This is a genomic window from Gordonia sp. N1V (assembly GCF_029269935.1).
GTDB lineage: Bacteria > Actinomycetota > Actinomycetes > Mycobacteriales > Mycobacteriaceae > Gordonia > Gordonia polyisoprenivorans.
On record NZ_JARJDD010000007.1, the window covers coordinates 256,903 to 281,499 of the forward strand.

Sequence of the window (24,597 nt, forward strand, 5' to 3'; positions counted from 1 at the left end):
CGGTCAGGTCAAAGTTGGGTCAGGACACGGGGTCGGTCAGGGAACGTAATTGAACGTGTCGGGATCGGGTCCGCGCCGCTTGTCCTTGTTGAGGCCGTCGACGGCAGCCATGTCCTCGGAGGACAGATCGAAGTCGAAGAGTGCGAAGTTCTCCTCGACCCGCGAGCGCGTCACCGACTTGGGGAAGACGATGTCGCCGCGCTGAATGTGCCAGCGCAACACCACCTGTGCCACCGTGCGGCCCTTCTCCTCGGCGATCTTCTTCAGCACCGGATCATCGAGGACGTCGCCCTGCGCAATCGGCGACCATGCCTCGGTGGCGATGTTGTGTTCGGAATTGAAGGCGCGCAACGGGTTCTGGGTGAGGTAGGGATGCACCTCGATCTGGTTGGCCGCGGGCACGACCTCGGTCTCGGCGAACAGGCGCTCGAGGTGATGCTTCTGAAAGTTGGAGACACCGATCGCGCGGGCCTTGCCGTCGGTGTAGATCTTTTCCATGGCCTTCCAGGTCTCGACGAAATCGCCGACGTCGGGCAGTGGCCAATGGATCAGATACAGGTCGACGTGCTCGACACCGAGCCGTTCCAGGGACTTGTCGGTGGCCTCGAGGGCGTCGTCGAAGGCGTGAAAGCTGTTGTTGAGCTTGGTGGTGATGAATACCTCCTCGCGCGGTACGCCTGACTTGCGCACTGCCTCACCGACTTCGGCTTCGTTCCCGTACATCTGCGCGGTGTCGATGTGACGATAGCCCACCTCGAGGGCCGAGAGGGTGGCCTCGACGGTGTCCTCGGGCTTGATCTGGAAGACACCGAAACCGAGCTGAGGAATCTCGACGCCATTGTTGAGTGTGATGGAAGGGACTGTCATGGAACACCTTTCACTGTGATGGTGGAGTGTGGACCCGCCGGGTGCGTACGAGGGGAATGCCTCACGGGAGGAGGACGAACTTGCCCCGGGGGTGGCGCCCGGACAGGTCGGCCAACGCGTGACCGGCCCTGTCCATAGGGTACGTCGCGGCGACCTCGGTCACGAGGGACCCGTCGGCGGCCGAGGCGATCAGCGGTTCGATCGCCTCGGCCCTGTGGCGATTGCTGGCGGCGCTCGGCCCGGCAATCACCACGATTCCTTCCGCTGCGCGTCCGAAGGCGGCGATGCTCACGATGCGTGAACGATCGACGACAAGTTCCAGCGAGACGTCGATCGCCTCGTCCGTGCCGACCGTGTCGACGGCTGCGGTGACCGCGCCGGGTGCGCCCTCACGGATGCGCTCGATCAGCCCATCGCCGTAGGTGACCGGGATCGCCCCGAGTCCGCGCAGATATGCGTGATTGGTCTGCGCGGCGGTGGCGATGACCGTCGCCCCGGCCTTCACCGCGAGCTGGACGGCGACGACACCGACCGCACCCGCGCCGCCGTGCACAACGACGACGTCGCCGCCGGCGATCTGTGCGGTGGCGACGGCATCAGCGGCCGTCACGCCCGCCAGCAACAGGCCGGCGGCGCGCTGCACGTCGAGGCTTTCGGGTCGGCGATGGAGCCGGTCGGTGCCGACCACGACGTGGTCGGCGTACGCGCCGGGGACCGGATAGCCGATAACCGGATCGCCGACGGCGAAATCGTTGGTGCCTGGTCCGACGGCTCGGACGGTGCCCGAGAGTTCGTTGCCGATCGGTCGCGGTAACGCGGACTCGTCGGTGCCCATGACACCCCGGACGATCTTCGCGTCGATCGGATTCACCCCGATCGCCTCGACCGCCACCACCACCTGCCCCTGATCGGGGGCAGGCAACTCGACCTCGACGATCTTGAGGACGTCGACCGGATCGCCGTACCGCACGGCGACGACCTGACGGGCAGTCACCGCAGCGGAGTCGATGTCGAGGGTGTTGTCGTTGGTGTCTGGGGTGTTGGTGTTCGGGGAATCGGCCATGTTCGGTTCAAGGACACCCGGGCCGCGCGATATTCCGACGGTGACGTTGACCTCAGGGACATTGACCTCAGGACATTGACCTCAGCGAGATCGACCTCAGCGATGGAACCAGGCGCGTTCGTCGCCGTCGAGCGCACGGGCCACACGGTGGCGGGTGGTCTCCGCGAGCGGCTCCGGCAGATCGTCGGGGGAAAACCAGGCCACCGCGAGGTTCTCGTCGTCGCCGACGCGTGGTTCGCCGTCGACGTGCCGCGCGAGGAAGCACACGTCGAGATACTGCGTCTGGTCCCCGTTCGGATAGGTGATCATCGGTGTCACGTCGATACTCGTCAGACGGTCGACGACCGCGGTGATCCCGGTTTCCTCGGCGATCTCCCGAACGATCGCGTGCGCGGGTTCTTCGCCGGGCTCGAGGACCCCCGAGACCACTGCCCACTCCTCGGTGTCGGCTCGGTGGGTCAGCAACACGCGGCCGGAGTCGTCGACCACGACCCCGCTGACCCCCGACAGCCACAGCGGGGCATGTCCGACGTGCGCACGAAGATCACGGATGAATTCGGGGATCGGCATGATGACGATCTTGCCTTCCGCATCCGCACACCGCCGGGCGCGCGGGCGCGCCGCGCCAGCGCCGGTGACCGTGTTCACATTCCCGCTGGTGAGGCGACCGCCGTCGACGGTTCGCACTCGCGTTCGAGTTATTGTCGGTGGCCGATGCTTCACTGGGCCCATCCCGACGCAGAGGAGGCCACGGTGTTCGACCCACACACCCCCGATTTCGATGCTCCCGACCCCAACACACCCGACCCCAACACACCCGATCTCGTCACGCCCGAAACAGGCGAACCCGATCCGGTCCTGGCCTGGACGGCGATGCGTGACTGGCTCGCCGACTCGGTGGCGGGCATCCCCGCCGGCGGCGTCCTCGACCTCGGTCCCGCCGAGTACGACGACTCCGACGATGCCGGCGACGTGCCGTGTGCTCAGATCCTGGTACTGCGTGACCAAACCTTCATGGTCAGGCTCTCGACGACAGTGATGACCATCCCGGCGGTTGCCGGATACGCGGTACCGCGCGCGATGCTCGACCGCTGGAACTACGAGGATCGGTTCCGTGATTGCACGCACGGATATCTGCTCACCCGTTCACGCGGCTGCGTCGCGGACGTGTGCGTCGCCTGGTTTCGGGACCGCCGTGCGATCAGTGGTCCCGCAGTCCTGGGTTGCCACTACACCACCGGTGACCCCGACCCCCGGGCCCGCGCCGCAGGGCGCGGCTCGGATGGGGGAGACCCCTGATCTTTCCCCCAGAAACCGTGCTGACCAGTGAATTCGGCCGACGGACGGCGCATGGTGGAGTCATGAACACCACAACAGACGCCACCACCACCCACGACGGCAGCGCACGCCGCAACGGCCCGAACTTCTGGAAGGTCCTGGGCATCATCGCGATCGTCCTCATCGCACTGGCGATGCTCGGACCAATCCTCAAGGGACTGTTCTGGATCGGTCTGATCGGCCTGGCCGTCTACGGTGCGATCATGCTGTTCCGGGCCTCCCGCAGCAAGGGCGGACCCACGTCGTCCGGCTTCTGATCCCGGAGAGGGGGAGCCGGATCAGACCAGCCGACGCAGACTCGCAGAGAAAGCGTCGACCTGCGACGATGACCCCACTGCGGTTACCCTCCCCTCATGCCGAGGGTGATCGCCACCATCAGTCTGAAGGGCGGGGTGGGCAAGACGACGGTGACCGCCGGGGTCGCCGAATTCTTGTCCGCCGTATTCGGCAAACGGGTGCTCCTGATCGATCTGGACGCCCAGACCAGCCTGACGACGGTCATGATCGGCCCCGAGCGTTGGCTCGAACTCAACGATCGGGGCCGGACCCTTGCCACGCTGTTCTCCGACGCCCTCGACGGGACCGCGTATTTCGATCGTGAGGCCGTGCTACAGCGTGGGGTGTCGTCGGTGGCGGAGGTCACCGGTGTGGACCTGCTACCGGCATCGCTGGACCTGATCGAGCTCGCCGAGGAGTTGAGTGCGCGGCGGGTACTGGCCGACGACCACGCCGCCGCCGTGGAGATCCTGCGCCGCGCCATCGCACCCGTCGCCGACGACTACGACTTCGTCCTGATCGACTGCCCACCCACCATGGGACCCTTCACCCTCAACGGACTCGCCTGCGCCGACGGCTTCCTCATCCCGACCATCCCGGACGTGTTGTCCACCTACGCCATTCCGCATGTCCAGCGGCACGTCGCCGACTTTGCCGAAGAGATCGGACGCGACATCCGCGAGCTCGGAGTCGTCATCAGCAAGTACCGGCCGTCGTCGGTGTTGCACCAGGACACGGTCAAGCGGCTGCGTCGTGACACCACCATCCAGAACGTGCTGCCCGCCTACATCCACGAGGGCAACGTCGTCGGCGCGGCCGCCGCGTTCGAGCCGTGGCCGACGCTGCGCGCCAAGTACGGCCATCATGGCCACTACGAGCAGTTCGAGGCACTCACGCGTGCGGTCATGACCGAAGCGTTGGTCAAACTCCCCTGACCGCGGGCACTCGCCGGCGGACACATCGATCAGCTCAGCTGGGCCAGTTGCTCGATGAGCTCACGACGCGTGCCCTGCGCCTCCGAATGGCGCAGCGGCTTGACCCGTTCGACGAGGATCTCATCGGTCGCGTCGGGCAGCAGGCTCAGCACCTCGTCGAGGAATTCCTCGAGCGGCATCGCCCACTCGGCCTGCGCCTGTCCGGGCATGAGGTCGGTTTGTACGGCCGGAGGGACCAGCTCCAGGACGTCGATCCCCTTGGGCGCCAACTGCACTCGCAACGAGTCGGTGAATGAGTGAATCGCCGCCTTGGAGGCGCTGTAGGTCGCGGTGGCGACCATCGGGGTGAAGGCGAGTCCCGAGGAGACGGTGATAATGGTGGCGTCGGGACGGCCGGAGAGGAATTCGGTGAACGCGGCGACCAGTCGCAACGGTCCCAGGATGTTGGTTGTCACCACGGCCTCCGCGGTGTCGAGGAAACCGCTTGTGGTCAAGTCTTCCGGGCGCATGATCCCGGCCATTGCGATGAGCACGTTGGTCTCGGGAAAACGTTGCTGCACTTCGGTGCTCACCCGGGTGATGTCGTCGGCATCGGCGGTGTCGATGCGGACGGTGTGGATGCCGGGGTGGGCCGTGGCGATCTCGTCCAGCAGCGCCGTACGGCGTCCACCGATGATCACGGTGTTGCCGAGCTCGTGCAGGCGCAGTGCCAACCCCAGGCCGATGCCCGAGGTCGCGCCGGGGATGAAGACGGTGTTGTCGGTGAGTTTCATGGATGCCACTTCACCATCGGTGTGCCCCTGCCCGCCAGGGCCTACCCATCCACGGATCGGTGATCCCTGGATCGTGCCGGCCGGCCGGAGTAGGTGTGGACAGATGATCACCAGCCTCGGAACCACCATCGACCGAGCCGGACTCGCACAGTTCCTGCGTTCCCGGCGCGATGCGCTGCAACCGGCCGACGTCGGGCTGCCCGCCGGAGTCCGCCGACGCACCCGCGGGCTGCGTCGCGAGGAGTTGGCGCAGTTGGCCGGGATGTCGACCGACTACTACAGCCGGCTCGAACAGCTGCGTGGGCCGCATCCGTCGGCGCAGATGATCGCCGCGATCGCCCAGGCGCTGCACCTGCGGCTCGACGAACGCGACCACCTGTTCCGGCTGGCCGGTCTGAATCCACCGGATCGGATGGCGCACGACGATCACGTCGGACCCGGCATGATGCGGATCGTCGACCGGCTCGCCGACACCCCGGCGATGGTCGTCAACAGTGCGGGAGAAACGTTGTGGCAGAACGCGTTGTGCGTGGCGCTCATCGGTGACGACAGTGTTCACACCGGGTATCGCCGCAGCATCACCTACCGGTGGTTCACCGATGAGGCGACACGCGCACGGTTTCCCGAGGCCGATCACGACCATCATGCTCGAGCGCACACCGCGCGCCTGCGGACAGCGGTGACGATGCAGGGCCCGCGGTCGCGTGCGGCGCAGGTGGCCGACGAATTACGTTCGCAGAGTCCGCAGTTCGCCGAATTGTGGGACGAGCACGACGTCGGCACCCGACTCGCCGACGACGTCAAGCGTCTCCTGCATCCCGACCTCGGCCTGATCGAGGTGAATTGTCAGACGCTCCTCGACCCGGACCGCGCGCACGCCCTGCTGGTGTACACCGCGATACCCGGAAGCGAAAGCCACGAGAAACTGTCGATGCTCTCGGCGGTCATGGTCTGAGGTCATCGGGGTGCGACCCCGTGCTCATCGAGATCAGGTGGGCTCGTCGTCGGCCAGAGCTGCGGCGAGGGCCACCACGCCCTCGGTCAGATGTGAGCGCATCTGCGGGTCAAGGCGTTCCATGGCCGCACCGAGGATCTGGGCCCTCGCCGAGCGTGCTTGGTTGATGTGTTCGGTGCCCGCGATGGTCGCGACGAGCTGTCGTGCGCGCCCGTCGTCGGGGTCGGGCGCGCGCTCGACGAAGCCCTGCTGTTCCAGGGAGGCGACGATGCGCGACATCGTCGGCATCGTCACCGACTCCCGGTCGGCGAGTTCGGACAGACGCAGCGGACCGTGATTGATGATCGTCCACAGCGCCGAGGCCACACCCGCGCTGAGCACGCCCTGGCCGCCGGTGCGCAGTGATCGCGTGATCCGAACCAGGTGGTGATAGAGAACCGCGACGTCAGAGGTGTCGGGCGTGGCGGTGGCCTCGACAGCGGTCGTGGTGTCCGGTGCGGTCGTCGACATCGGAACGCTCCTTCCGGGAGGTACGCCGCCGAATATAGTTTCCTGGTGCTAAGTAAGCGAACAGTAAAGCCGGGATGCTCTGATGTGTACTTCGGGCGTGCTCGGTTTCACAGCGGGGAATTCTCGCCGTCGACGTGCGCTTACGGTGGAGTAGGGCGGGATGGCGACGAACCGCACCCGACCGCCCAAGACGAATCAGAACCCAACACGAAAACGAGGTGCACTGTGGCACGAGTGATCATCATCGGGGGACACGGGAAGATCGCGCTGCGACTGGCGCGGCTGCTCACCGCACGAGGCGACGCGGTCAGCTCGGTGATCCGCAACCAGGCGCAGAGTGACGACATCATCGCGACCGGCGCCACGCCCGTCGTCGCCGATGTGGAGCACCTCGACACCGGGGCCATCGCCGAGGTGCTCGCCGGGCACGACGTCGTCGTGTGGTCGGCAGGTGCCGGTGGCGGCAACCCCGAGCGCACCTTCGCGGTCGACCGCGATGCCGCGATCCGCTCCATCGACGCCGCAGCGGCGGCCGGCGTGCCGCGCTACGTCATGGTCTCGTATTTCGGTGCCGGACCCGATCACGGTGTCCCCGAAGATGATTCGTTCTACGCCTATGCCGAGGCCAAGGCTGCGGCCGACGCCCATCTCACGAGCACCGATCTGGCCTGGACGATTCTCGGGCCGAGCCGACTCACCGACGACCCGGGCTCCGGCCACATCGAGGTCGGGGGATCGGACAACTCCGCCGGATCCGGAACATCGGGGAGCACGACATCCAAGAGCGAGGTCAGTCGCGACAACGTCGCCGCGGTCGCCGCGGCGGTGATCGCCGATCCGGCCACCGCGAAGCGGGTCATCGAGTTCAACGACGGCGACGTGCCGATCGAGAAGGCGCTGGCCTGAGCGAGACGCACTGACATGAGCGGTTTCGAGCCGGCTCTCGCGAAGATCGTCGGTGAGCGCAACGTGCTCACCGACGACGACGCCATGGCCGGATACCTCGTCGACTGGATGGGCCGCTATACCGGCATCGCCGATGCGGTGGTCCGCCCGCGCACCGTCGACGAGGTGGCTGCTGTGATGAAAGTGGCTGCAGCTCAGCAGATTCAGGTCTGTATTCAGGGCGGCAACACAGGCCTCGTCGGCGGGTCGGTGCCGCCGGCGACCGCAGATGGGCGCCGACGCATCGTGCTCAGTACGGCGCGGATGACCGATCTCGACGAGGTCGACCCGATCGGACGATGCGTGGGCGCGCAGGCGGGAGCGACGATCGCCGCCATCGATGCGCACGCCGCGGTCCACGGGCTGATGTTCCCGGTCGACCTCGCCTCCCGGGACAGCGCCACCGCGGGTGGTGTCGTCGCCACCAACGCCGGTGGCATCCGCATGATCCGGCACGGCAACACCCGAGCGGCGTTACTCGGCATCGAGGCCGTCCGCGCCGATGGCGACGTCCTGCGACGCTGGTCGCCGCTCGTGAAAGACAATGTGGGATATGATATCCCGGGCTTGCTCGCCGGGAGTGAGGGCACTCTGGCCATCATCACCAGAGTGTTGTTCCGGTTGGTCGGCCCGCCGGTCGCGACCGTTGTCGTCGTGGCCGCACTCGAGCGGGTGGCCGACGCGCTCACCCTGATCGGGCGGGCCCGCGAGGCAGGTCTGGCGATCGAGGCCGCCGAGTTCATGACCCGCGAGGGTGTCGACCTCGTTACCGAACACGGCAGCCGACGTCCGGTCTCCACCCCCGCTCCCTACCATCTGCTGCTCGAGGTCTCCGGCGCCGGCGACACCGAGGCCGCAGTCATCGACCTCCTCGACGACGCCGACGGCATCGTCGACGCCGTGCTCGAACCAGGACCCGCGCGGGCCCTGTGGGAGATCCGGGAGAGCCACACCGAGGCCATCGCCCGGGCCACCACGACCCCGGTCGTCAAACTCGACGTGTCGTTCCCGATCCGGTCCCTTCCGCACGCCATTGCCGAATTACAGGACCTGCCTAATCATCTCGACGTCGCCTGCCGCCCCATCCTGTTCGGGCACATCGGCGACGGCAACATCCACGTGAATCTCCTCGATGTGCCGGTCGAGGCGACCGACGCCGTGACCGACGCCGTCTTCGGGATCGTCGCCCGGCTGGGCGGCAGCATCAGCGCCGAACACGGGATCGGCCGGGCAAAGACGGCGTGGATCCGACTCGGTCGTTCGCCGACCGACCTGGCCACGATGCGCGCCATCAAGGACGCCCTCGATCCGCAGAGTCTGCTCAATCCCGGAGTGCTCTTCGGCTGAGTCGAGCCGCGCCGCACGGCCACGCCACATTACGATCACGGTGATCGTGACCCTGGTCGTGCCCAGAACGCATCCCTACGGTGGAGCACTTGTGAGTTCCACCCTGACCGACATCACCGACGTTCTCGCCGAGGACGACGCCGCACGGCGGCGCCGGCTACGCACGGTCGTCGCCGCCAGCCTGCTCGGCACCACCATCGAGTGGTACGACTTCTTCCTCTACGCGACCGCCGCGAGCCTGGTGTTCTCCAAGGTCTTCTTTCCCGATCAGAGCAGCTTCGTCGGAACGTTGTTGTCGTTCGCGACCTTTGCCGTCGGCTTCGTCGTGCGTCCGATCGGTGGTGTCGTGTTCGGACACATCGGCGACCGCATCGGCCGCAAACGCACCCTCGCGGTGACGATGGTCCTGATGGGCGCGGCGACGGCACTCATGGGTGTCCTGCCGACCGCCGCGCAGATCGGGTTCCTCGCCCCGGTACTGCTGCTGTGCCTGCGCATCCTGCAGGGGTTCGCCCTCGGCGGCGAATGGGCCGGCGCGGTTCTGCTCGCCGTCGAACACAGCCCGGCGCGGCGTCGTGGTCTGTTCGGGTCGATCCCGCAGATCGGCCTGGCGCTCGGGCTCGCGTTGGGCACCGGTGTCTTCGCGATACTCCAGGTGGCCTTCGACGATCACGACTTCCTGGTCTACGGATGGCGGATCGCGTTCCTGTTGAGCATCGTGCTGGTGGTCATCGGATTCGTGGTGCGGCTGAAGGTCTCGGAGACCCCGGCCTTCCGTGAGGTCGCCGAGCTCGAGCAGAAGTCGAGTGCCCCGCTGCGCGACGTCGTCCTCCCACCCAACACCCGCAACACCGTCCTCGGTCTGCTCGCCCGCTGGGGTGAGGGATCGGCGTTCAACACCTGGGGCGTGTTCGCGATCGCCTACGCCACCGGCAGTCTGGGCCTACCTCGCGTGCCGGTCTTGGTATCGGTCACCATCGCGGCTCTGGTGATGGCGGTGGGCCTGCCGATGTCGGGGGTGCTGACCGACCGCTACGGGCCGCGACGCATCTACCTGATCGGCATGATCGCCTACGCGGTCGCGGTCTATCCGGTCTTCGCACTGTTCGGCACCGAGAACCTGGTGTGGTTCACCGTCGGACTCGTGATCGTCTTCGGTGTGGTCCACGCACTGTTCTACGGCGCCCAGGGCACCTTGTTCGCCTCGCTCTACCCGACGCCGGTGCGTTACACCGGACTCTCGGTCGTCTACCAGTTCTCCGGCATCTATGCCTCGGGTCTGACACCGCTGATCCTGACCGCACTCATCGGTGCCGGTGGCGGCTCGCCGTGGTGGGCGGCGGGTTACCTGGTGGCGACCGGACTGATCAGCGTGGCCGCGACGGCGGCGATCCGGCAGCGCGACCTGCACCTCTGAGGAGTCGGGCGGCTCACAGCGCCGCACGCACGTCGGCGGACTCGACCGGATGCGAGAACATGGGGTAGTCGAAGGAGATCGCGTTGTCGTGTTCGGCGACCGAGGTCGCCGCGGTGCAGTCGGTGAGCGTGATCGCCCGGTATCCGTTCTCGTACGCCGAACGCATCGTCGATTCCACACAGCAGTTGGTGAGGAATCCGGCGAGGATCACCGTCTCGATTCCCTTGCTGCGCAAGATGAAATCGATGTTGGTCGAGGCGAAGGTGTCGAGTCCGCGCTTGCCCTCGATGAGGATGTCGCCGTCGGCGGGTGCCAATTCGTCGACGATCTGCGCACCCCACGTGCCCTTCACGAAGGCGTTGCCGTCGACGACGCCCTTGAGGATCCCGTACGGGTGTCGGGTGAGTTCGCCGTAGCCGGGAGCGAAGGTGATCGGGGCATGCATGATCGTCACCCCGGCCTCGCGGGCAGCCTGCACCAGCGAGGTGGTGTTGGTGAGCATGTCGGTCTTGTCCATCACCTCGGCGACCGCATCATGCAGCACACCGCCGTCGGAGGTGAACTCGTTCTGGAACTCGATGAGGACGAGAGCGGTGGTGGCGGGATCGAGGGTGAGCGTGTCGGACATGGGGATTCCTCACTCGGGGCGGTACAGATGCAGGCGAACTCACCGGGTGAGCTACGCCACACTTGATTCAAGTCCTCGGCGGCGTCCTCGGCAACCCGAGCGCCACGACCCCGACGATGAGACGATGCAGTCGTGACCGATTCGGTAGGGCAACGACTGGCCGAGCTGGCGCGCCGCACCGGTGTGGCGACCAGCTATGTGGGATGGGACTCCGCCGAACACGAGGTGAGTGCGGTGACCCTGCGCGCGGTGCTGGGGGCGATGGGTATCGCCGCCGACACCGACGCCGAGATCGACGCCGCCCTCGTCGACGCCGAGATCGACGACTGGCGCGCGTTGGTCCCGCCGGTCACCGTGGTCACCGAGGGCGACGCCGCGGTGTTCTGGGTCCATGTGCCCCACGGCAATCCCGTGGAGGTCGAGGTCACCACCGAAGCCGGAGACCTGGTGCGCCCGGTACAACTCGACGTGTGGTGGGAACCGCGCCCCGTCGACGGCGTGCTCACCGGACGCGCGAGTTTCGCAGTCCCGGAAGGACTCTCGCCGGGATATCACACGATCTCGGTCACCGACGAGATCAGCGGGAGCACGGCGACGGCGCCGTTGATCGTGACGCCCCGGCGACTGAGAACCGCCGACGCCCTGCGCGGTGAGCAGCGCTGGGGGACGGCGCTGCAGCTGTATTCGGTGCGCTCCGCACGGTCATGGGGAGTCGGTGACTTCGCCGACCTCGCCGAGATCGCCGCCGAGACGGCCAGCACCTACGGCGCCGACTTCGTCCAAGTGAACCCGCTGCACGCCGCGCAGCCGGTGCCCCCGATCGAGAACTCGCCGTACCTGCCGGCGACCCGCCGATTCGTCAATCCCCTCTACATCGCGATCACCGACATCGCGGAGTACGTCAATCTGCCCAAGGCCGACCGCAAACGTGTCGACAAACTCGCCAAGAGTTTTGTCGCCGACGACGTCTCGACGAAGAAGATCAAGCGCAACAAGGCCTTCCGTGCAAAGCTGACCGCGCTGGAGCTGCTGCACGCGGTTCCGCTGCGAGCGGCGCGTGCCGCAGCGTACCGGCAGTTCCGTCGTCGTGAGGGCGCCGGCCTGCGTGATTTCGCCACCTGGTGCGCGCTGGTCGAGGAATACGGGCGGGACAGTCCGGCGTGGTCCGACAAACTCGGTGATCCGGTCTTCGTCGAGACCGAGCGCCGACGGCTGGCCGGACGCATCGAGTTCCACACGTGGCTGCAATGGATCTGCGACGAACAACTCGCCCGGGCCCAGCACGCCGCACTGGCGGCGGGAATGCGTATCGGCATCATCGCCGACCTCGCCGTCGGAGTGGGTCGCGACAGCGCCGACGTGTGGTCCCTCGGCGAGGTCCTCGCCACCGGTGCGACGGTCGGCGCACCGCCGGACGGCTTCAATCAGCAAGGCCAGAACTGGAATCAGCCACCGTGGCATCCGCGACGACTCGCCGAGTCGGGATATGCGGCCTATCGCGACATGCTGCGCACCGTGCTGCGCCACGCCGGTGGTCTGCGCGTCGACCACATCCTCGGTCTGTTCCGGCTGTGGTGGATTCCCGAGGGACGATCCGCGGCCGAGGGCACCTACGTCCGCTACGACCACGACGCGTTGATCGGGATCCTCGCGCTGGAGGCACAACGCGCCGGGGCCGTCGTCATCGGCGAAGACCTCGGCGTGTTCGAGAAGACGGTGCAGGACACGCTGGCCGCGCGCGGCATCCTCGGCTGCTCGATCCTGTGGTTCGAGCACGGTGAGTACGCGCCCATTCCGCCCGAAGAGTACCGGGAGTTGTGTCTGACCTCGGTCACCACCCACGATCTGCCACCGACGGTCGGCTATCTCGCCGGCGACCACATCACCCTGCGGGCCGAACTCGGACTGCTCACCGAGAGCGAGGACGACGACCGGGCCCGCGAGGAACGCGACCGCGACGCGATCCTCGCGCTGGCGATCGAGCGTGGCCTGTGGTCACCGGACATCCCGCTGACCGATCCACGGACGATCAACGCTCTCTACCAACTCATCGCGGCGAGCCCGTCACTGCTGTTGGGGGTGGCGCTGGTGGACGCGGTCGGGGAACGGCGCATCCAGAACCAGCCCGGCACCGACGGCGATCAATATCCCAACTGGTGTATCCCCCTCGCCGACGACGAGCTGCGTCCGGTGCTCGTCGAGGACCTGCCGTCGAACGCGCGGTTCGCCTCGCTGGTGGCCGCGCTCGAGGACGCGGGCGTCGGGGGTGGATCTCGCGAGGACGATGACTTCCTGTGGTGAGGGCTTTCTCGGGTGATGACGTCCGTGGATGACGGCGCGCCCCGGCGGTGAGACCTAGGATGTGGCCGAGTCCCGCCCGGCCGTTCGGCCCCGGCGCAACGCCACGGCGATGAGAACCATCGCGACCGCGCACAGCACCCCGACCCCGACGTCGAAGGCGATCCCGGCGGTCACCAGACCCCAGTGGGCCGCGGCGATGCCCTGCCCGATGATCGGGACCGACAGCGCGATGTAGGCGACGACGAAATAGGTGGACGTCACCTCCGCGCGCCGGTCCGGTGGGCTCGCCGCGACCACCGCCGCCATGCCCTTGCTGAACGAAATACCTTGCCCGGCACCGGCGATCACCGCACCGACGATCATCAGGGTCAGCGACGCCGCGGCCAGTGACCAGGCCAGGACAGCCACCCCGACGACGAGCGTCGCGCACCCGGTGATCAGCGCCGCACCGGTGGGCGCGTTGCGCCCGAGGATCTGAATGGTCGCCGACGACGCGAGTAGGACCGCGACGAGTGCCCCGGCGGCGGCATGATTGTCGATGCCGATCACCTTGGCGAGAAATGACGGCGCCACCGCGGTGAAGGTGCCCAGGACCGCGAATCCGGCGAAAGCTGCGATCGCCGGCCCGGTGAACACCTCGCGTACTTGCGGTGGCACCGACAGTCGCTGCACGCCCAGCCGGGCCCCGGGCCGCAGGCGTGCGGGTTCGGCGACGAACCAGATCGCCACCCCGACCACGGCGAGCGCCATCAGGTCGACCACGAAGACGGTGTGCAGGGGCGCGGGGACGTACTGGGCGAGAATGCCCGCCACCAGCGGGCCGAGTCCCAGCCCGCCCATGTTCGCGGCGGTGGCGATCGCCGGAGCGCGCGACTGCCAGGATCGCGGGGCCAGTTCGATCACCGCCGCCGTCGCGGTGCCGGTGTAGATACCCGCCGACAGCCCCGAGATGACGCGCCCGGCCAGGAGCTCGGCCAGCCCGCCCGCGGTGACGAAGACGACGGCACTGATCGCGGAGATGACGACGCCCGCCAGCAACAGCGGCCGTCGGCCGATGACGTCTGACCAGCGGCCGAACACGATGAGCGCCGCAATGACCCCGGCGGCGTAGACGGCGAAGATCACCGTCGTGGTCCTGACGCCGAAGCCCAATTCGGCGCCATAGATCGCGTAGAGCGGCGTCGGCAGCGTGGTGCCCATCATCACCACGGCGAACGCGGCGACGGCGGCGGCGAACGCCGATCCCGCACCGAGTGTGCGGCGCGTCGGGGGACGCGGATCTCCTCCGCCGGGACCGGGAGTCGGTGTGTGGGAAGCCATGACCCTCCACAGCGTATCCCCGATGGCGTGCGCTCACCGACGTGATGCGCGGTGGCGGTCGGACCGGAGTATCCACTCGGCGAACCGTCGGTGCACTACCGTCGTGGCATGGCGCCTGTCGATCCCAGAATCCTCGTCACCACGTCCCGGATGCCCTTCGCCGTCGACGAGATCCACAAGCTGGGGGAGACGGGCCGGTTCGTCGTCGCGACCGACACCTTCCGATCGGCCCCGGGCAACCATTCGCGGGGCGCGAGCAAGCACATGGTGGTGCCCGCACCCACCCAGGAAACCCAGGCCTACGTCGACGCCATCGCGGGGATTCTCGACTCCGAGCGGATCAACTGGCTGCTGCCGATGTTCGAGGACGTCTTCTATCTCGCCAGGCATCGAGATCAGCTCGCCGTCGGCCGCGACGTCGAGTTGTTCTTCCCCGACTTCGACACCCTGCGCATGGTGCACGACAAGGTTGGTTTCACCGAACTGTGCGCGCGGCTGGGCCTACCCGTCGCCGAGACGATCACCGCGACGAGCCCGGCGGAACTGCGTGCCGCGACCGGCCGTTGGGATCACTGGTTCGCTCGGGCGGCCTTCGGGCGCGGCGGTCTCGACATCGCCACCAACACCGGACCGCTCGCCGGCGAGACCGACCTCGACGACATCACGCCCACCCCCGAGGACCCCTGGCTGGTCCAGGAATTCCTGGCCGGCGTCGACCGCTGCAGCTGGAGTGTGGTCCACCACGGCGAGGTCGTCCTGCATTCTTGCTACGAACACCCGCTCGCGATCGACAACCGCGGGGGCGTGGTCTTCCGGTCGGTGGATTCGCCGCAGTCGCTGGAAACCGCGCAACGCATTGCACGCGAACTGAATTGGCACGGACAACTGAGCTTCGACTACCTGATGACCGACGACGGGGTGCACCACATGGTCGAGTGCAACCCGCGCCCGACCGCCGGGTGCACGCTGGCCACCGCCGAGGAGTTCGACACCGCGCTGTTCGATCCCGGTGAGCTCGTCGTCGTGCCCGAGGGCCGCAAGAAGATGATCCGGGCCGCAGTCATCCGTGACGCCCTCATGCACCCGAGTCGTGCCCGTGCGGACCTGCGCGCCTCGCGCGGCGCGAAGGGCGTGTACGAGCAGCGCAAAGATCATCTGCCACTGCTGTATTCGGCGTTGTCACTGCAGCATGTGCTGGCGTATCGCAAACAGCTCGGCATCAACCGGGTCAAGGGCGAGACCCTGGTGGCCACCCAGTTCTTCGACGTGCTCTACGACGGGTCGCCGATCCCCTGATGACCTCCCAGGGTGATGTGGGTTACTGTGAAGCCTGGTAACAGGTAATGGTCGCGGTGACCTCCCGGGCGCGTGACCTCGCGAAGGAGGGCACATGCGACCACATCACGAGGTGATCATCGTGGGCGCCGGATTCGGTGGGCTCGGGGCGGCCATCGAATTCCGACGTCTCGGCATCGACGACCTCGCGATCCTCGAACGCGAGGACGACCTCGGTGGCACCTGGCATGTGAACCACTACCCGGGCCTGGCCGTCGACATCGCCTCGGTGACCTACTCGTACTCGTTCGCGCCGAACCCCTACTGGTCGCGATTGTTCGCGCCGGGCCCCGAACTCAAACGCTACGCGACGCACGTCGCCGACACCTACGATCTCAAGCGGCACATGGAGTTCGGCGTGAGCGTCGAGTCCGCCGAATGGGATGAGCGGCAGCAGTTCTGGGTGGTGCACACCGGTGACGGAATGGCGCGCACGTGCCGGTATCTGGTGACCGCCACCGGCTTCCTCTCCCAACCCCACATCCCCGACTTCCCGGGGATCGACTCCTTCGAGGGCACGGTCCTGCACACCGCCGACTGGGACGACTCCGCCGATCTCACCGACAAGCGCATCGCGGTGATCGGAACCGGTGCGACCGCGGTGCAATTGATCCCCGAGGCGGCGCGGGTGGCGCGCCACCTGACGGTCTTCCAGCGCACTCCCATCTGGGTGGTGCCCAAGCTCGACATGGCGATCCCGAAGCCGGTGCAGCAGTTGTTCGCCCGGATGCCCCTGGTGCAGCGCGCGGCACGCCTGGCGAACACGGCAGCGCTGGAACTGCTCATGGTGGTCGGCGTGCTGCACTTCCGCCAGGCCAAACTGGGCAACAAGGGTGCCGCGCTGCTGGCACGGGCGCATCTGCGGGCGCAGGTCCCCGACGCGGCGTTGCGTCGAGCCCTGACCCCCGACTACGACTTCGGATGCAAACGACCGACGTTCTCCAACAGCTACTTCCGGTCGTTCATCCGCGACAATGTCACCCTCGAGACGCATGGGATCGGCCATCTGGAACCCGGCGCCATCGTCGCGGGCGACGGTCGGCGCACCGAGATCGACACCCTCGTCCTCGCCACCGGATTCGATCTGTGGGACAGCAACTTTCCCGCCTTTCCGGTCGTCGGACGTGACGGCGTGGAGCTCGGGCTCTGGTGGCGGACTCGCCGATTCCAGGCCTACCAGGGGCTGACCATGCCGAAATTCCCGAATCTGTTGTCGCTCAACAGTCCCTACTCCTACAGCGGGTTGTCATACTTCACCACCATCGAAGGCCAGATGATCCACATCGGGCGGCTCTTCGGCGAGCTGAAACGACGCGGGGCGACAACCTTCGAGGTCACCGAGCAGGCGAATGCGCAGTTCCTCGACGAGGTCACCGACAAGCTCGATTCGTCGGTCTTCTACCGCGGCGACTGCGCGAGTTCACGGAGCTACTACTTCAACCACCAGGGGGAGGCGGCGCTGCTGCGCCCCACGTCGACGCTGACCACCCTGCGGGAGATGGGCAGATTCCCACTCGACGCCTACGAGTACCGGATGGCGCCTACTGTGTGAGCATGCGTGCATGGGCCGTCACCACACCTGCGCCGATCGACCCGGGGTCGGACCACGACAGTTCGGATCGCCCCGGACCGCTGCAGCCGGTCGACAAGCCGATCCCCGAACCCGGTGTCGGTGAGCTGCTCGTCAGGATGCGTGCGTGCGGGGTGTGTCGCACCGACCTGCACGTCTGCGAAGGTGATCTGCCGGTCCACCGGGTCGGGGTGACCCCGGGCCACGAGGTGGTCGGCGAGGTCGTCGGACTCGGCGCCGGCGCACAGGGATACGCGGTCGGCGACCGCGTGGGCGTCGCCTGGCTCCACCACACCGACGACACCTGCGGCTACTGTGTGCGCGGCGCGGAGAACCTCTGCCCGAACTCGACCTACACAGGCTGGGATGTCGACGGCGGCTACGCCGAATTCACCACCGTACCTGCCGATTTCGCCTATCACCTGCCCGGCGGCGTCGACGATGTGACCCTTGCCCCGCTGCTGTGTGCCGGCATCATCGGCTATCGCGCGCTGATGCGGGCGTCGCTGCCGCCCGGAGGTCGGTTGGGGCTCTACGGATTCGGTGGCAGCGCGCATCTCGCCGCGCAGATCGCCATCGCGCAGGGTGCGCGGGTGCACGTGATGACGCGGGGGGAGCAGGCGCGCGAGCTGGCACTGTCGTTGGGTGCGGTCTCCGCGGTCGATGCCTACGACGCCCCGCCCGAACCGCTCGATGCCGCGATCACCTTCGCCCCGGTGGGTGAGCTCGTGCCGGTGGCGATGCGGGCCCTCGACCGCGGCGGGGTGCTCTCCATCGCCGGCATCCACCTCAGCGACATCCCGGCTCTCAACTACGAGCGAGAGCTGTTCTATGAGAAGGAGATCCGCTCGGTGACGGCCAACACCCGGGGCGACGGTCGCGAATTCCTGCGGCTGGTCGAGGAGTACGGGATCACCGCCACCACCCACACCTACCCGCTGTCGCGGGCCGACGCCGCCCTCGCCGACCTGAAGGCCGGACGTTTCGACGGCGCGGCGGTGCTGGTCCCCGACAACTGACCCACCGGGCGCGGGGCCTCACACCGGGTTCAGGAGCTCCGGGGAATTGTTGGCCACCCGGTTCACCAGCGGTGACACCTCACGAATCGCGATCGCGGCCGCGACGTCGGCACTCGGCGGCGCGAAAAGAGTATCCGGCGCACGGTGGTCGGGATCGAGCCACGCGTCCCAGTTGTCGTAGGGCATGATCAGCGGCATCCGATCGTGGACCTCGCGCAGATCGCCGACGGCGTCGGTCGTCAGGATCGAACAGCTCAGCAGCGGCGCCGCGTCGTCGGTACGGTCGTGCCACACCGACCAGAGGCCGGCCATGAACAACCGGGTTCCGTCGACCGGTGACATGAAGAACGGCACCTTGGTCGGCTTGCCCTTGGAGTTGGGCGGGCCCTTCTTCCACTCGTACCAACCGTCCATCGGGACCAGGCAGCGTCGCGACTCCACCGACGCCCGGAACGAACTCTTCTCCCCGGCGGTCTCGGCGCGGGCATTGAACAGCAGCGGTCCCTTGCCGACCTCCTTGGCCCACGCCGGGACGAGCCCCCACCGCATGGCCCGCACGCGCAGTCGCGGGTCGTCGGCGGGATCATCGTGGTCGTGCCGTTTGACGACAGTCATCACCGTCGTGGTCGGCGCGACGTTGTAGTTGGGCCCCGGTGACCCCGGTGTGCCCGCCGCGGCGTCCAGCGGAACCGGCACCTCGTTCACCGCGTCGATCTCGGCAGCGAGTTTCGCCGGGTCCGTGGTCACCGCATAACGTCCGCACATGACGTCATGTCTACCGCAGTGCGCCAGGGCTCGGGCGGCGTGACCGTCAGCTCGCGGCGGCGCAGATGTCGGCGGTCACCGCCGAGGTGATCGCGATCAGATCCGCGGGGGCCACCTCCACCTCGAGTCCCCGGCGCCCGGCGCTGCACCACACGTGTGGCCACCGCAGAACCGACTCGTCGACGACGGTCGGCAGGGTGGTGCGCTGTCCGATGGGGGAGACCCCGCCGAGGACATACCCCGTGCTCCGGGTGACCGCCTTGGCGTCGGCCATCACCGCGCGCCCGGCGTCGAGGGCGGCGGCCGCTGCCTTCAGCGACAACGAGCGCGGCACGGGCACGACGGCCACCGCGAGACCCGAGCGCGTGCCGGACAACTCGATGACCAACGTCTTGAGGATCTGCTCGGCAACCACCCCGAAGGCCGCGCCGAGCATGTCGACGGCCTCGGCGCCGTAGGCGGTGGTTCGCGGGTCGTGGCGGTAGCGGTGCACGCGATGGGGAATCGACTGCGCGGTGAGCGCGGCGACGGCTGGGGTGGCGGCCACACCGATGTCCTCTCGCTGCATGAGTACGGTGGCGTCCACGATGTCGTGTACGCCACCGTCACGGCAAATCGCACCGAGCCGACGTCGCTCGCCGGGGGACGCTCAGGACGTGGTGGCGCTCGCGCTCAGGACTTGGCGGCGCTCGCGCCCTGGGCTTTCTCGAGTTGTTCGAGGAGTGCGAAGGACAGGAACCTCATGGGTCCGTCGTCGGCGAAGTCCGAAGCCACGTTGCCCGCGATCCCGCCCTCGAGGGACAGTTTGCTCAGCAGGTCGAGCTTGAGTTGTCCGCTGCCCTCGGAGAAGTCGAGATCGGCGAGGTCGACCCACACCACGTTGGGTCGGGTGGTGGACTCGTACACGTACCGCTTGTTGGTCAGGTCGAGCACGACCTGCCAGATCGTCTGCGACGCATCCGGCTTGCCGGGGTCGGGGATCCGGAACGGCTGGGCGGCATTGCGTATCACGCTGAACATGCTCGCGATCGATTCGAGCTGGGTGCTCGGCTGCGGCAGTCGCTTCGCGTAGTAGGCCGCGCGGGCGAAGCGGTGCTCGGCCTCGGTGTCACCGGGCAGCGGCTGATCGCCTCCGAGTCCCTCCCAACGCGTGAGCAGCGTCAGCTGTTGATCGTAGGTCGGGGAATTGGTCATCACGTGGTAATCGGCGCTGTGATAGACCTGCGCGCGGCCGTCGATGTACTCGATGATCGCCGAGTCGCCGGTGGCGTCGTCCAGCGCGAGGTGGATGGTGGGCGGATTGCCACCGGTCGGATCGGGCATCTGGATGACCTGCACCGACGTCTCGTCGATCCACGCGACCGCCTCGGCGACGGTGGCGAAATTGTCGAGGAAGTACTGCAGCCAGATCGCCTGACTCAACGCCGGGCGGGACTCGTCGAGTTGTCCGTAGGTCGACTCGGCCAGCCACAGGACGTGTCCGCCGAGGCCCGCTTCGTTGAGTCCGTCGACGGAGATGATGTCGAATGCGGTGGCGATGACGCTGCCGTATTTCGAGGTCCAGGTGAGTTCTCCCTTGACCCCGTCGTCGCGCTGCACTCCCCGGGGTTGCTTCCACAGGTTCGTCATGAGGTCCTTGTGGAAATCCATGTTACGACCGACGACAACCGAGCCGTTGGCATCCGGCCAGATCACGCGAGTGCACATTGTTGGGTCCGCTTTCTCGAAGGCGTGCGCGGTGCACGCGTGGTGGTCCTGCTTCAGGGGTGAATTCTTTTCGGGCGACCGTGGAAAGTGCGCGACCCCGGACTATGATTATCCCGGTACCGATAGGTCACCACGTCGTGTCCGGCTCGATTCTTTGGGTTATGCCGAGAACTGTCGCAGATTCGTCGGCATCATGTCCCAAATCGGGCCATGTCGCACCTCGAATGTAGTGCCCGCGGCGCTCGTGGGCCGACTCCGATCACCCCGGTGACGCCGAATCATGCTGACTGTTAGCCGATCTTGTCGTCGTCACCCATGCGGAGGTCGAGACATCGGATTCGGGACAGATGGGCAACAAATCTGTGTCACAATTCGTGCACCGCCGACACCGATGATCGGCGCGGGCCGAGGCGGCATTCACCAAGATTTCTCCTCAATGCGGCGATACCGATGATAAAGTGCTTGCCCCGAGCCCGGCAGAGCCGCATCTCGCGAGGTCGCGAGCGCGGTACCGGGTGCCGCGTTGGTCCGAACGGATGAATCGATGGGCTGCTCGCGAGACGATTGTCGCTCGGATGCGAAGTGGAAGTTTGTTGGCGAATCGACGAACGCTGAGATTAGATGACGTCGTTGGTTTCACGGCCGCGTGCAGAGAATTCGTGCGAAGTGTCGAGATGGTGGATTCTTCGGTCAGCGAACAAAGGGACCGCCACGGACAACAACGTGCGTGTGGGCACAGGAGAAAGGTAGCCGTGACAGAGGCGAGAGCCGACTTCGGACCGGACGACAACGATGCCGACGGAGCACCGACCGAACAGATCCCCGTCGCCGGGACCGGCACACGGACAGACCCGTCCGAGGCCGGTGAAGCGCTGCTGATCGCCGAGGACATCGGGGTCCGGGCATCATGGGGCCACATCTACGGACCCACCACCCTGACCGTTCGGCGGGGCGGTGTCACCGTGCTGGTCGGTTCGGGCGGTCGAGGCCGCACGGCGCTGATGCTGACGCTGGCCGGCCGGATGAAGCCGTCCTCCGGTCATCTCACGGCCTTCGGACGTACCAACAAGGCCCAGCACCTGTTCTCCCGGGCGGCGATCGCCGATATCGACGAGGTCGACGACATCGAGCAGACGATCCGGGTCCACGACGTCCTCACCGAAACCATCCGGTGGCATGCGCCCTGGTACAAGTGGGTGCCGCAATCCGACGCCGACGATCTCGAGAGGATCTGTCGGCCGGTCTTCGGCCCGTACGCGCTACCGACGATGGACGCCTACGTCGAGGAACTGCCCGAGTTGACCGCGGCGCTGTTCCGCATCGCCGTGGCCAACGTCGCCAGGCCGGAGTTGCTGGTGGTGGGCGGTGTCGACCGACTCAATCGGGTCAATAGTTCCCACATGCTGCTGCAGCGGCTGATCGACCTGGGCCGGCACCAGACCGTCGTCACCGCCGACGTCAACGGCGGCTTCTCGGACCTGGGATTCCGCGATGTCATCGAGGTGCACAACCTCACCGACCACGAATTCGTCAAGCTCGACCAAGAAGATCGGATCTAGAGGATGCTCGCCGCTTTCTCGCCTGGCAGCGATTTCAAGCGTTACTACCGGGGGCGGATGCCTCGGCTCGCCCTCATCGTCATCATCCTGATGCCGCTGATGTACGGGGCCCTGTACCTGTGGGCGTTCTGGAATCCGTTCGACGCGGTCAACAAGATCCCGGTCGCCCTGGTCAATTCCGACCAGGGCGCCACCGTGCAAGGTCAACCACTCAAGGCCGGTGACCAGGTGGTGCAGGGGCTCGTCGACTCCAAACAGCTCGACCTGCACGAGGTTTCGGCGCAGGAAGCGGCCGACGGCGTGGCCGGCGGCAAGTACTACTTCTCGATCACGTTGCCCGAGGACTTCAGCGAGGCCGTCTCGTCGCCCGCGAGCGGCAATGCGCGTTCGGCGCAGCTCGTCTTCACCTACAACGACGCCACCAACTATCTGGCGACGGTGATGGGACAGGACGCCGCCGAGCAGGTGGTGAACCAGGTGGGCGCCCAGGTCGGCGCCCAGACCTTCGACATCGTTTTGCAGGACGTCACCAAACTCATGCCCAAGCTCGCGCAGGTGCAATCGGGGGTGAACCAGCTCAACACCGGGATGAAACAGGCGAACACCGGGGCGCACGAACTCTCGACCAATCTCGTCACCGCCAAGGACGGTGCGGGACAGCTGGCCGCCGGCCTCGGTGAGCTGAACAGTACCGTCGACTCGGCGACCACGCCGATCCTCAACGCGCTCAACGGAAGTTCCGGGCTCAGTCCGGCCGAGCTGAGTGCCACCGCGACCCGGCTCGCAGCCAACACCGGTGCGGTGACCACCCAGCTGAACGCGGCCGCGCAGACTCAGTCGCAGGCCTACAACGCGCTCGGCGCGGTCATCGGTCAACTCCGCACCAGCTCCGACCCCAATGTCCGCGCGTTGGCGGGCTCGCTGGCGCCGGTGCAGGACTTCCTCGGGAATCAGGGCCTCGGGCCCACGGCGAGCAATCAGCTCACCCAGGTCCGCGGCGATGCCAACCTTCTCTCGGCACAACTGTCCGACCCCAACAGCCCGCTGCGCGCCGTGATGGGCCTGCTGCAGAGTGGAACACTCGCCAGCGACATCCAGGCGGCGAGGTCGGCGGCGGGTGAGCTGAGCTCGGGTGCCGACCAATTGAGCAGCGGCCTGGTGCAACTGTCCGACGGGGCCAACCAACTCGCCTCTGGCACAACACAACTCACCGCAGGTACCCAACAGTTGGCGACCGGCGTCGACGAGGGCATCAAGGCCGTACCCCAGTGGTCGCAGGCACAGAAGGATGCACTCGCGAAGACGCTCGGTCAGCCGGTCGCGTTGAAGGAGACCACCCTCAACGAGGCGTCGACCTTCGGAACGGGATTCACACCGTTCTTTTTCGGCCTGGCGTTGTTCGTCGGCAGCATCATCGCCTGGATGCTGTTCAAACCCCTGCAGGCCCGGCCGATCGCCCAGGGGCTCAACTCGTTTCGGGTGGTGCTCGCGTCGTATGCCCCGACGTTCTTCGTCGGATTCCTGCAAGCCGCCATCCTCTACCTGGTGGTGGTGTTCGCGGTGGGACTGCGACCGTCGCACCCGTGGGCGACCTTCGGGTTCATGCTGCTGATGGTCGCGATGTTCCTCGCGATGATCCAGATGTTCAACGCGTTGTTCGGGCTCGCGGTCGGCAGAGTGGTGACGCTGGCCTTCCTCATGGTCATGCTCACCTCGGCGGGTGGCATCTATCCGGTGCCGACCACGACCAAACCCTTCCAGTACATCCACTGGGTCGATCCCATGACCTACACGGTGACGGGCCTGAGGCAACTCACCGTCGCCGAGAACGTTGACTACAGATTCTGGGGGTCCCTAGCGGTCATACTCGTGCTGACCGCGGTCTTCCTGGCGGTCTCGACCCTGGCCGCGCGCCGCAACAGGCAGTACACCATGGACCGGCTGTATCCGCCGGTGGAGGTGTAGTC

The 24,597-nt window shown here is 66.9% G+C and carries 23 protein-coding genes; 13 read left to right on the forward strand and 10 right to left on the reverse strand.

What is annotated here, in order from left to right; all coding sequences use genetic code 11:
• Positions 1-36 precede the first annotated feature (36 nt).
• The 3 genes from P3L18_RS12010 to P3L18_RS12020 all read right to left on the reverse strand — a co-directional run bounded on the left by P3L18_RS12010 (position 37) and on the right by P3L18_RS12020 (position 2,500).
• A complete protein-coding gene (locus P3L18_RS12010) occupies positions 37-867 on the reverse strand; it encodes an aldo/keto reductase (RefSeq protein WP_276114161.1) in 831 nt (276 codons plus the stop codon).
• A gap of 61 nt (positions 868-928) precedes the next feature.
• Positions 929-1,930: a zinc-binding dehydrogenase gene (locus P3L18_RS12015; RefSeq protein WP_276114162.1), complete on the reverse strand. Its 1,002-nt coding sequence runs from the start codon at positions 1,928-1,930 to the stop codon at positions 929-931.
• A 96-nt stretch (positions 1,931-2,026) separates the two neighbouring features.
• Positions 2,027-2,500 carry an NUDIX domain-containing protein gene (locus P3L18_RS12020; protein WP_079930579.1) on the reverse strand — a complete coding sequence of 158 codons (474 nt, stop codon included), beginning with the start codon at positions 2,498-2,500 and terminating at the stop codon, positions 2,027-2,029.
• Positions 2,501-2,683: 183 nt separating this feature from the next.
• Here P3L18_RS12020 and P3L18_RS12025 point away from each other — a divergent pair, with 183 nt between their 5' ends.
• The 3 genes from P3L18_RS12025 (at position 2,684) to P3L18_RS12035 (ending at position 4,479) form a co-directional block, all read left to right on the forward strand.
• Positions 2,684-3,229, forward strand: coding sequence for a hypothetical protein (locus P3L18_RS12025; RefSeq protein WP_014360856.1), 546 nt, complete (start codon positions 2,684-2,686; stop codon positions 3,227-3,229).
• Between the two features lie 62 nt (positions 3,230-3,291).
• Positions 3,292-3,525 carry a hypothetical protein gene (locus tag P3L18_RS12030; RefSeq protein WP_014360855.1) on the forward strand — a complete coding sequence of 78 codons (234 nt, stop codon included), beginning with the start codon at positions 3,292-3,294 and terminating at the stop codon, positions 3,523-3,525.
• Between the two features lie 96 nt (positions 3,526-3,621).
• Positions 3,622-4,479: a ParA family protein gene (locus tag P3L18_RS12035; protein WP_079930570.1), complete on the forward strand. Its 858-nt coding sequence runs from the start codon at positions 3,622-3,624 to the stop codon at positions 4,477-4,479.
• 29 nt (positions 4,480-4,508) lie between these two features.
• Here P3L18_RS12035 and P3L18_RS12040 read toward each other — a convergent pair whose 3' ends face one another.
• Positions 4,509-5,252 carry an SDR family NAD(P)-dependent oxidoreductase gene (locus P3L18_RS12040; protein WP_079930569.1) on the reverse strand — a complete coding sequence of 248 codons (744 nt, stop codon included), beginning with the start codon at positions 5,250-5,252 and terminating at the stop codon, positions 4,509-4,511.
• 103 nt (positions 5,253-5,355) lie between these two features.
• Here P3L18_RS12040 and P3L18_RS12045 point away from each other — a divergent pair, with 103 nt between their 5' ends.
• Complete coding sequence (locus P3L18_RS12045) at positions 5,356-6,207, forward strand: helix-turn-helix domain-containing protein (protein ID WP_276114163.1); 852 nt, start codon at positions 5,356-5,358, stop codon at positions 6,205-6,207.
• 33 nt (positions 6,208-6,240) lie between these two features.
• Here the strand turns inward: P3L18_RS12045 and P3L18_RS12050 are convergent, their stop codons facing one another.
• Positions 6,241-6,717 (reverse strand): MarR family transcriptional regulator, encoded by a 477-nt coding sequence (locus P3L18_RS12050; RefSeq protein WP_079930567.1) that lies wholly within the window; start codon positions 6,715-6,717, stop codon positions 6,241-6,243.
• 225 nt (positions 6,718-6,942) lie between these two features.
• On the opposite strand from P3L18_RS12050, the gene P3L18_RS12055 reads away from it, so the two are divergent.
• The 3 genes from P3L18_RS12055 (at position 6,943) to P3L18_RS12065 (ending at position 10,426) form a co-directional block, all read left to right on the forward strand.
• A complete protein-coding gene (locus tag P3L18_RS12055) occupies positions 6,943-7,623 on the forward strand; it encodes an NAD(P)H-binding protein (protein WP_276114164.1) in 681 nt (226 codons plus the stop codon).
• Positions 7,624-7,638: 15 nt separating this feature from the next.
• On the forward strand, positions 7,639-9,009 hold the full coding sequence (locus P3L18_RS12060; RefSeq protein WP_276114165.1) for an FAD-binding oxidoreductase: 1,371 nt from the start codon (positions 7,639-7,641) through the stop codon (positions 9,007-9,009).
• Between the two features lie 91 nt (positions 9,010-9,100).
• Positions 9,101-10,426, forward strand: coding sequence for an MFS transporter (locus P3L18_RS12065; RefSeq protein ID WP_276114166.1), 1,326 nt, complete (start codon positions 9,101-9,103; stop codon positions 10,424-10,426).
• A 13-nt stretch (positions 10,427-10,439) separates the two neighbouring features.
• Here the strand turns inward: P3L18_RS12065 and P3L18_RS12070 are convergent, their stop codons facing one another.
• Positions 10,440-11,054, reverse strand: coding sequence for a cysteine hydrolase (locus tag P3L18_RS12070; protein WP_276114167.1), 615 nt, complete (start codon positions 11,052-11,054; stop codon positions 10,440-10,442).
• Between the two features lie 132 nt (positions 11,055-11,186).
• On the opposite strand from P3L18_RS12070, the gene malQ reads away from it, so the two are divergent.
• Positions 11,187-13,355 carry a 4-alpha-glucanotransferase gene (malQ, locus tag P3L18_RS12075; RefSeq protein ID WP_276114168.1) on the forward strand — a complete coding sequence of 723 codons (2,169 nt, stop codon included), beginning with the start codon at positions 11,187-11,189 and terminating at the stop codon, positions 13,353-13,355.
• A 54-nt stretch (positions 13,356-13,409) separates the two neighbouring features.
• On the opposite strand, the gene P3L18_RS12080 is transcribed toward malQ, so the two are convergent.
• Positions 13,410-14,675 (reverse strand): MFS transporter, encoded by a 1,266-nt coding sequence (locus P3L18_RS12080; protein WP_276114169.1) that lies wholly within the window; start codon positions 14,673-14,675, stop codon positions 13,410-13,412.
• Between the two features lie 108 nt (positions 14,676-14,783).
• On the opposite strand from P3L18_RS12080, the gene P3L18_RS12085 reads away from it, so the two are divergent.
• The 3 genes from P3L18_RS12085 to P3L18_RS12095 all read left to right on the forward strand — a co-directional run bounded on the left by P3L18_RS12085 (position 14,784) and on the right by P3L18_RS12095 (position 18,599).
• Positions 14,784-15,971, forward strand: a complete 1,188-nt coding sequence (locus tag P3L18_RS12085) for an ATP-grasp domain-containing protein (protein WP_172398870.1) — start codon at positions 14,784-14,786, stop codon at positions 15,969-15,971.
• Positions 15,972-16,065: 94 nt separating this feature from the next.
• Positions 16,066-17,562: an NAD(P)/FAD-dependent oxidoreductase gene (locus P3L18_RS12090; RefSeq protein ID WP_276114170.1), complete on the forward strand. Its 1,497-nt coding sequence runs from the start codon at positions 16,066-16,068 to the stop codon at positions 17,560-17,562.
• A gap of 2 nt (positions 17,563-17,564) precedes the next feature.
• The gene (locus P3L18_RS12095; RefSeq protein WP_276114171.1) at positions 17,565-18,599 is read left to right on the forward strand and encodes a zinc-binding alcohol dehydrogenase family protein; all 1,035 of its coding nucleotides are present in this window, start codon (positions 17,565-17,567) and stop codon (positions 18,597-18,599) included.
• 18 nt (positions 18,600-18,617) lie between these two features.
• Here the strand turns inward: P3L18_RS12095 and P3L18_RS12100 are convergent, their stop codons facing one another.
• From P3L18_RS12100 to P3L18_RS12110, 3 genes are all read right to left on the reverse strand, one after another.
• On the reverse strand, positions 18,618-19,364 hold the full coding sequence (locus P3L18_RS12100) for an SOS response-associated peptidase (protein ID WP_276114172.1): 747 nt from the start codon (positions 19,362-19,364) through the stop codon (positions 18,618-18,620).
• Between the two features lie 46 nt (positions 19,365-19,410).
• Positions 19,411-19,911, reverse strand: a complete 501-nt coding sequence (locus tag P3L18_RS12105; protein ID WP_276114183.1) for an aminoacyl-tRNA deacylase — start codon at positions 19,909-19,911, stop codon at positions 19,411-19,413.
• A 125-nt stretch (positions 19,912-20,036) separates the two neighbouring features.
• Positions 20,037-21,071: a linear amide C-N hydrolase gene (locus tag P3L18_RS12110; protein WP_276114173.1), complete on the reverse strand. Its 1,035-nt coding sequence runs from the start codon at positions 21,069-21,071 to the stop codon at positions 20,037-20,039.
• A gap of 872 nt (positions 21,072-21,943) precedes the next feature.
• Here P3L18_RS12110 and P3L18_RS12115 point away from each other — a divergent pair.
• A complete protein-coding gene (locus P3L18_RS12115) occupies positions 21,944-22,630 on the forward strand; it encodes an ATP-binding cassette domain-containing protein (protein ID WP_276114184.1) in 687 nt (228 codons plus the stop codon).
• Between the two features lie 3 nt (positions 22,631-22,633).
• Entirely contained in the window at positions 22,634-24,595 is a 1,962-nt protein-coding gene (locus P3L18_RS12120) for a YhgE/Pip domain-containing protein (RefSeq protein ID WP_276114174.1), read from the forward strand.
• The last annotated feature ends 2 nt before the right edge of the window (positions 24,596-24,597 follow it).

Excerpts from the sequence above, each read along its gene's own strand:
- P3L18_RS12010 (WP_276114161.1), bottom strand. The coding sequence starts at position 867 with ATGACAGTCCCTTCCATCACACTCAACAATGGCGTCGAGATTCCTCAG.
- P3L18_RS12015 (WP_276114162.1), bottom strand. The coding sequence starts at position 1,930 with ATGGCCGATTCCCCGAACACCAACACCCCAGACACCAACGACAACACC.
- P3L18_RS12020 (WP_079930579.1), bottom strand. The coding sequence starts at position 2,500 with ATGCCGATCCCCGAATTCATCCGTGATCTTCGTGCGCACGTCGGACAT.
- P3L18_RS12030 (WP_014360855.1), top strand. The coding sequence starts at position 3,292 with ATGAACACCACAACAGACGCCACCACCACCCACGACGGCAGCGCACGC.
- P3L18_RS12035 (WP_079930570.1), top strand. The coding sequence starts at position 3,622 with ATGCCGAGGGTGATCGCCACCATCAGTCTGAAGGGCGGGGTGGGCAAG.
- P3L18_RS12040 (WP_079930569.1), bottom strand. The coding sequence starts at position 5,252 with ATGAAACTCACCGACAACACCGTCTTCATCCCCGGCGCGACCTCGGGC.
- P3L18_RS12045 (WP_276114163.1), top strand. The coding sequence starts at position 5,356 with ATGATCACCAGCCTCGGAACCACCATCGACCGAGCCGGACTCGCACAG.
- P3L18_RS12050 (WP_079930567.1), bottom strand. The coding sequence starts at position 6,717 with ATGTCGACGACCGCACCGGACACCACGACCGCTGTCGAGGCCACCGCC.
- P3L18_RS12060 (WP_276114165.1), top strand. The coding sequence starts at position 7,639 with ATGAGCGGTTTCGAGCCGGCTCTCGCGAAGATCGTCGGTGAGCGCAAC.
- P3L18_RS12070 (WP_276114167.1), bottom strand. The coding sequence starts at position 11,054 with ATGTCCGACACGCTCACCCTCGATCCCGCCACCACCGCTCTCGTCCTC.
- P3L18_RS12080 (WP_276114169.1), bottom strand. The coding sequence starts at position 14,675 with ATGGCTTCCCACACACCGACTCCCGGTCCCGGCGGAGGAGATCCGCGT.
- P3L18_RS12085 (WP_172398870.1), top strand. The coding sequence starts at position 14,784 with ATGGCGCCTGTCGATCCCAGAATCCTCGTCACCACGTCCCGGATGCCC.
- P3L18_RS12090 (WP_276114170.1), top strand. The coding sequence starts at position 16,066 with ATGCGACCACATCACGAGGTGATCATCGTGGGCGCCGGATTCGGTGGG.
- P3L18_RS12095 (WP_276114171.1), top strand. The coding sequence starts at position 17,565 with ATGCGTGCATGGGCCGTCACCACACCTGCGCCGATCGACCCGGGGTCG.
- P3L18_RS12100 (WP_276114172.1), bottom strand. The coding sequence starts at position 19,364 with ATGTGCGGACGTTATGCGGTGACCACGGACCCGGCGAAACTCGCTGCC.
- P3L18_RS12110 (WP_276114173.1), bottom strand. The coding sequence starts at position 21,071 with ATGTGCACTCGCGTGATCTGGCCGGATGCCAACGGCTCGGTTGTCGTC.
- P3L18_RS12120 (WP_276114174.1), top strand. The coding sequence starts at position 22,634 with ATGCTCGCCGCTTTCTCGCCTGGCAGCGATTTCAAGCGTTACTACCGG.